Genomic DNA, 5,001 nt, shown 5'->3' with positions numbered 1-5,001 from the left:
CCGTGAGCCGACGCGTTCCGGGCTGATCCGCTTTTAGATCTGGATCCGCTGCTCGACAGCCCGGACGATTTCCGCGATCGCCTCCCCTACCGGGATACCGTTCTTCTGCTCGCCGTTGCGGTAGCGGAAGGAGACCGCCTCCTTGGCCACGTCGTCGTCGCCCGCGAGAAGCATGAAGGGAACCTTCTGCTTCTGGGCGTTACGGATCTTCTTCTGCATCCGATCGTCGGAGCTGTCGACCTCCACCCGGATGTGGTGCCTGCGCAGGTCGGCCGCGATGACGTCCAGGTAGTCGACATGGGTATCGGTGATCGGGATGCAGACGACCTGCACCGGCGCCAGCCAGGGCGGGAACGCCCCGGCATAGTGCTCAAGCAGCACCGCGAAGAACCGCTCGATCGAGCCGAACAAGGCGCGGTGAATCATCACCGGACGCTTGCGGGTACCGTCCGGGGACTGGTATTCGAGATCGAAACGCTGGGGAAACTGGAAGTCGACCTGGATCGTCGACATCTGCCAGGTCCGACCGATGGCGTCCCGTACCTGCACCGATATCTTCGGGCCGTAGAAGGCGGCGCCACCGGGGTCCAGCACGAGGTCCAGCCCCTGCTTGGTGGCGGCCTGGTGCAGTGTCTCGGTCGCCTCGGCCCATTCGGCGTCGCCACCCACGAACTTGTCGGGATCCTTGGTGGACAGTTCCAGGTAGAAGTCGGTCAGACCATAGTCACGCAACAGGTCGAGGACGAAGGTGAGCAGGCTGTCCAGTTCGCCCGGCATCTGCTCGAGGGCGCAGTAGATGTGCGCGTCGTCCTGGGTGAAACCACGGGCCCGGGTCAGCCCATGCACCACACCCGACTTCTCATACCGGTAGACCGTGCCGAACTCGAACAGCCGCAGCGGCAACTCACGGTAGGAACGTCCCCGGGACCGGTAGATGAGGTTGTGCATGGGGCAGTTCATGGGTTTCAGGTAGTACGTCTGCCCCTCGTCCAGCTCCATGGGCGGGTACATGCCGTCGGCATACCAGTCCAGGTGGCCCGAAACCTCGAAGAGCTGCTTCTTTGTCACGTGCGGCGTGTTGACGAAGGAGTAGCCCGCCTCCTCGTGCCGCGCCCGGGAGTAATCCTCCATCACCCGCCGGATGACGCCGCCCTTTGGGTGGAAGACCGCGAGCCCCGAGCCGATCTCATCCGGGAAGGAGAACAGGTCGAGTTCTGTCCCGAGCTTGCGGTGGTCGCGCCGTTCGGCCTCCGCCAGCCGGTGCAGGTAATCCTTGAGCGCATCGCGTGACTCCCAGGCGGTTCCGTAGATCCGCTGAAGCTGGGGGTTACGTTCCGAGCCACGCCAGTAGGCCGCGGCCGAGCGCATGAGCGTGAACGCCGGGATGTTGCGGGTGGTGGGTACATGCGGGCCCCGGCACAGGTCCTTCCAGCACAGTTCGCCGGTCCTGGCGTCGAGGTTGTCGTACATGGTCAGCTCGCCCGCGCCGACCTCGACAGCCACTCCCTGATCGTCGGCGTCGGCGTCCGCCGCGCCCTTCAGGCCCACCAACTCGATCTTGTACGGCTCACCGGCCAGCTCGGCGCGGGCATCGGTGTCGGACACCACCCGGCGGGAGAATCGCTGGCCCGCTTTGATGATCTCCTGCATCCGCTTCTCAAGGCGCTTGAGATCATCAGGATGGAAGGGTGCGGCAACGTCGAAGTCGTAGTAGAAGCCGTCCCTGATCGGCGGGCCGATCCCCAGCTTCGCGTCGGGGAACAGGTCCTGCACGGCCTGCGCCAGCACATGTGCGCAGGAGTGACGCACGATCGCCCGGCCGTCGTCCGAGTCGACCGGTACCGGCGCGACCACGTCCCCGTCGACCAGGACATACGCCAGGTCCTTGAGCTCCCCGTTCACCCGGGCAGCGACGATCTTCGGATCGTCGCCCAGGACCTGCGTGGCCGTGGTGCCCGCCGCCACGACACGCTCGGCCCGCTGCGGGGCACGGTCGAGGACGATCGCGAGATCTGACACCACACGCTCCTGACATCGGCACGAGAAGAAGACGCTCTGATGCTACCGACGCGGTCACGCCCAGCGCCTCCGGGTTTTTCCGCCGAGGCCGGCGCTCTGGCCGGATGCGCCGGGTCAGCGCGGTGCGCCGGTGCGCCGGTGCGCCGGTGCGCCGGTGCGCCTACTGATGGCTGACACGGAACCAGACCAACTTTGATCAGGTTGGGCGAACGTCCCCCAGCCACTTGATGATCTGCTGAGCTATGGCGCTCGTGGTTTGTTCGTCGGCGGTACCGAGGAGCCGGGCGAACCGTTGCGTCGACACAGCCCGTACCGCCTCACACATCGCCCAGCTGGCCCGATTGAGACCGCCGTCGTCAACGACGCGTACATGATGCGGTAACCCTCGCTCCCGGGTGGTCAGCGGAACAACGATGCCCTGTCTGATCGGCAACGCATTGAACCGGTCAGCGGAAATGACGACACAGGGCCGGGAACCGGCCTGCTCGTTGGCGACCGTGGGATTGAGCGTAACCAACCAGATCTGACCACGCTGAACCCTCACGTGTTGAACTCCGGCCACTCGTCCGCGGCGTCACCCGGGTCGCCCGGCACCTTCTCCCACTCCGCCAGTTCAACAACGTACTCGACCCAGCCCGCCGGATCCTCACGTTGGAAACGCTCGTAGGCGACCTCGATCTCAGCCCACTCCTGCTGCGCCTGGAGATCAATAGAAAGGCTTTGCAGCAGGGCGCCCATGGTGACCCCCCGCGCCCGTGCGACCCGGAGGAGTCTGTCCCGTACCGCACTATCCACCTTGATCGTTGTTGCCGGCATACCAAGAAGTATACCTTCAAGGAAACCCTGACCACGCAATCCGAGAGACCACCGATGCGGCCGAGCGTCCCGCACCGCCGTGAAGATCGGGCTATATGGGGCAGCCTGCCGACGCAGGTAGGGCAAAGCCCGTCCGCAGGACCCCTCTCGCCCGAAGGGCGCTCGTGACGCGGCCGGTGTGAGCGCTGGCTTGAGGGGCTGGCCGGCGGGGGCCGTTCAGCCGATGTTCCACAGCCGCACCGTGCCGTCGTCACCGGCGCTGGCCAGAATACGACCGTCCGGCGAGAACGTCACCGACAACACCCAGTCGGTGTGGCCGGTCAGCGGGGAACCCAACGCGCGGGCGGCGGTCCGGTCGGTCACGTCCCACAGCCGCACCGTGTGGTCATCACCGGCGCTGGCCAGAATGCGACCGTCCGGCGAGAACGCCACCGACCGCACCCTGGCGGTGTGGCCAGTCAGCGGCGAGCCCAGGGAACTGGGGGTGGACCGGTCGACGTCCCACAGTCGCACCGTCTTGTCATCGTTGGCGCTGGCCAGAGTGCGGCCGTCCGGCGAAAACGCCACCGAGTTCACCTCGTCGGTGTTACCACCCGTCAGGGGAACGCCCAGCGGACTGGGCGCGACCGGATCGGAGACGCTCCACAACCGCACGGTCTTGTCCCAGCTGGCACTCGCCAGGATATGGCCGTCCGGCGAAAACGCCACCGAATACACCGAGTCGGTGTGGCCGGTCAGCGGCGAGCCCAGCGGGCGGGGCGCGGCCGGGTTGGTGAGGTCCCACAGCCGCACGGTGTGATCGGTGTTGTACACATCGCCGGCGGCGGTTGCCACGATGTGCCCGCCAGGAGCGAACGCCACCGAGTTCACCGGGTCAGTGTGGCCGGTCAGGGACATACCCAGCGGGCGAGGCGCGGTCCGGTCGGTCACGTCCCACAGCCGCACCGTCTTGTCATCGCCGGCGGTGGCCAGGGTGTGCCCATCCGGAGCGAATGCCACCGACCGCACTATGCCGGTGTGGCCGGTCAACGGAGCGCCCAGCGGGCGAGGCGCGGTCCGGTCGGTCACGTCCCACAGCCGCACTGCGCCGCCCCTACCGGCGCTGGCCAGAGTGTGCCCATCCGGAGCGAACGCCACCGAAAACACCCCACCGGTGTGGTCGGTCAACGGGGCACCCAGCTGCCGAGGGTCGGGGCGGACCTCAGCTGTGGGCTGCGACGAATCCCCGCCGTGGGCGAGGGCGACCGCTAGGACGGTACCGGCGACCGCAAGCAGCACCGCGATGGCGGCGACAGGTAGGCGCCGGCGCCGCAGCCAGGTCAGGACACCGCTGGCCTGCCGGATGGGCGGACCAGCCGATGCCCTGCCCGACGGCGGCCGACCAGCCCTGCGGGTGGGTAATTCACTGCTGTCGGGCGGCGGTGTGGGGATAGACGGGGCGTGGGCCGCCTGAGTCGGGGCCGGCTGGGTGGGGGTGGACAGCGTCTCGGCGGCGGTGCGGATGTCATCATCGAGACGCAGCCCGATCCCGGCCCGGACCGTCCAACCCGGGCCGTAGACGACAGCCGCAGCCCGAGCCAGATCCAGAGCGAACGCGTGGGCCGACTGCGGGCGGGCCGCGGGATCCTTCGCCAACGTGCGCATCACCAGATCCGCCACCGGGGCCGGCACCCCAACCGGCGGCGACGGAAGAACATTGAGATGATGATGGACAAGCGCCGGGGCCGGCAACGCCGGATCAAACGGCGGCACCCCGCTCAGCAACTCATACAGCAACACCCCCAGGGCGTACAGATCGGTGGCCGGACTCAGCCGGCCACCGAGGATCTGTTCGGGGGCCATATAACGCGGAGTACCGATAACCGCGCTCGCGGTAGTCGCCGACCCCTCCACGATTTTCGCGATACCGAAATCGGTGACTTTCAGCAGGCCGGCGGTGTCGAACAGAATGTTGTCCGGTTTGATGTCACGGTGCAGCACCCCCCGGCCATGCGCACAGGACAACGCCGCAGCCACCGCCAGCCCGACCGCACACGCCGCCTCCGCCGACATACCCGCCCGCCGGCGGGTCAATGTCCCCCCGCCCAACAGCTCCATCACGATCAGATGCAGATCGTCTGCGGCGACCGCGTCATACACCCGGACGATATGAGGATGGTCCAGGGC

4 protein-coding genes are annotated in these 5,001 nt (G+C 67.3%); all 4 read right to left on the bottom strand.

Going from position 1 to position 5,001, the window contains the following annotated elements; genetic code table 11:
• Positions 1-33 precede the first annotated feature (33 nt).
• Positions 34-2,019 carry a threonine--tRNA ligase gene (gene thrS / locus U9980_RS16255; RefSeq protein ID WP_322768690.1) on the bottom strand — a complete coding sequence of 662 codons (1,986 nt, stop codon included), beginning with the start codon at positions 2,017-2,019 and terminating at the stop codon, positions 34-36.
• Positions 2,020-2,215: 196 nt separating this feature from the next.
• Positions 2,216-2,563, bottom strand: coding sequence for a type II toxin-antitoxin system PemK/MazF family toxin (locus U9980_RS16250; RefSeq protein ID WP_322768689.1), 348 nt, complete (start codon positions 2,561-2,563; stop codon positions 2,216-2,218).
• Complete coding sequence (locus U9980_RS16245) at positions 2,560-2,835, bottom strand: hypothetical protein (RefSeq protein WP_322768688.1); 276 nt, start codon at positions 2,833-2,835, stop codon at positions 2,560-2,562. Before U9980_RS16245 ends, U9980_RS16250 begins: the two co-directional genes overlap by 4 nt.
• 216 nt (positions 2,836-3,051) lie before the next feature.
• The coding region (locus U9980_RS16240) for a WD40 repeat domain-containing serine/threonine protein kinase (RefSeq protein ID WP_322768687.1) at positions 3,052-5,001 on the bottom strand (1,950 nt) is incomplete at its 5' end.

The organism is Protofrankia sp. Cr1 (assembly GCF_963555865.1).
In the GTDB taxonomy this organism is placed as follows: domain Bacteria; phylum Actinomycetota; class Actinomycetes; order Frankiales; family Frankiaceae; genus Protofrankia.
The sequence above is the reverse complement of the archived record's forward strand: the minus strand, read 5'-3'. Positions and strand labels throughout refer to the sequence as shown.

Coding starts and splice junctions, on each gene's coding strand:
- U9980_RS16245 (WP_322768688.1), bottom strand. CDS start 2,835: ATGCCGGCAACAACGATCAAGGTGGATAGTGCGGTACGGGACAGACTC.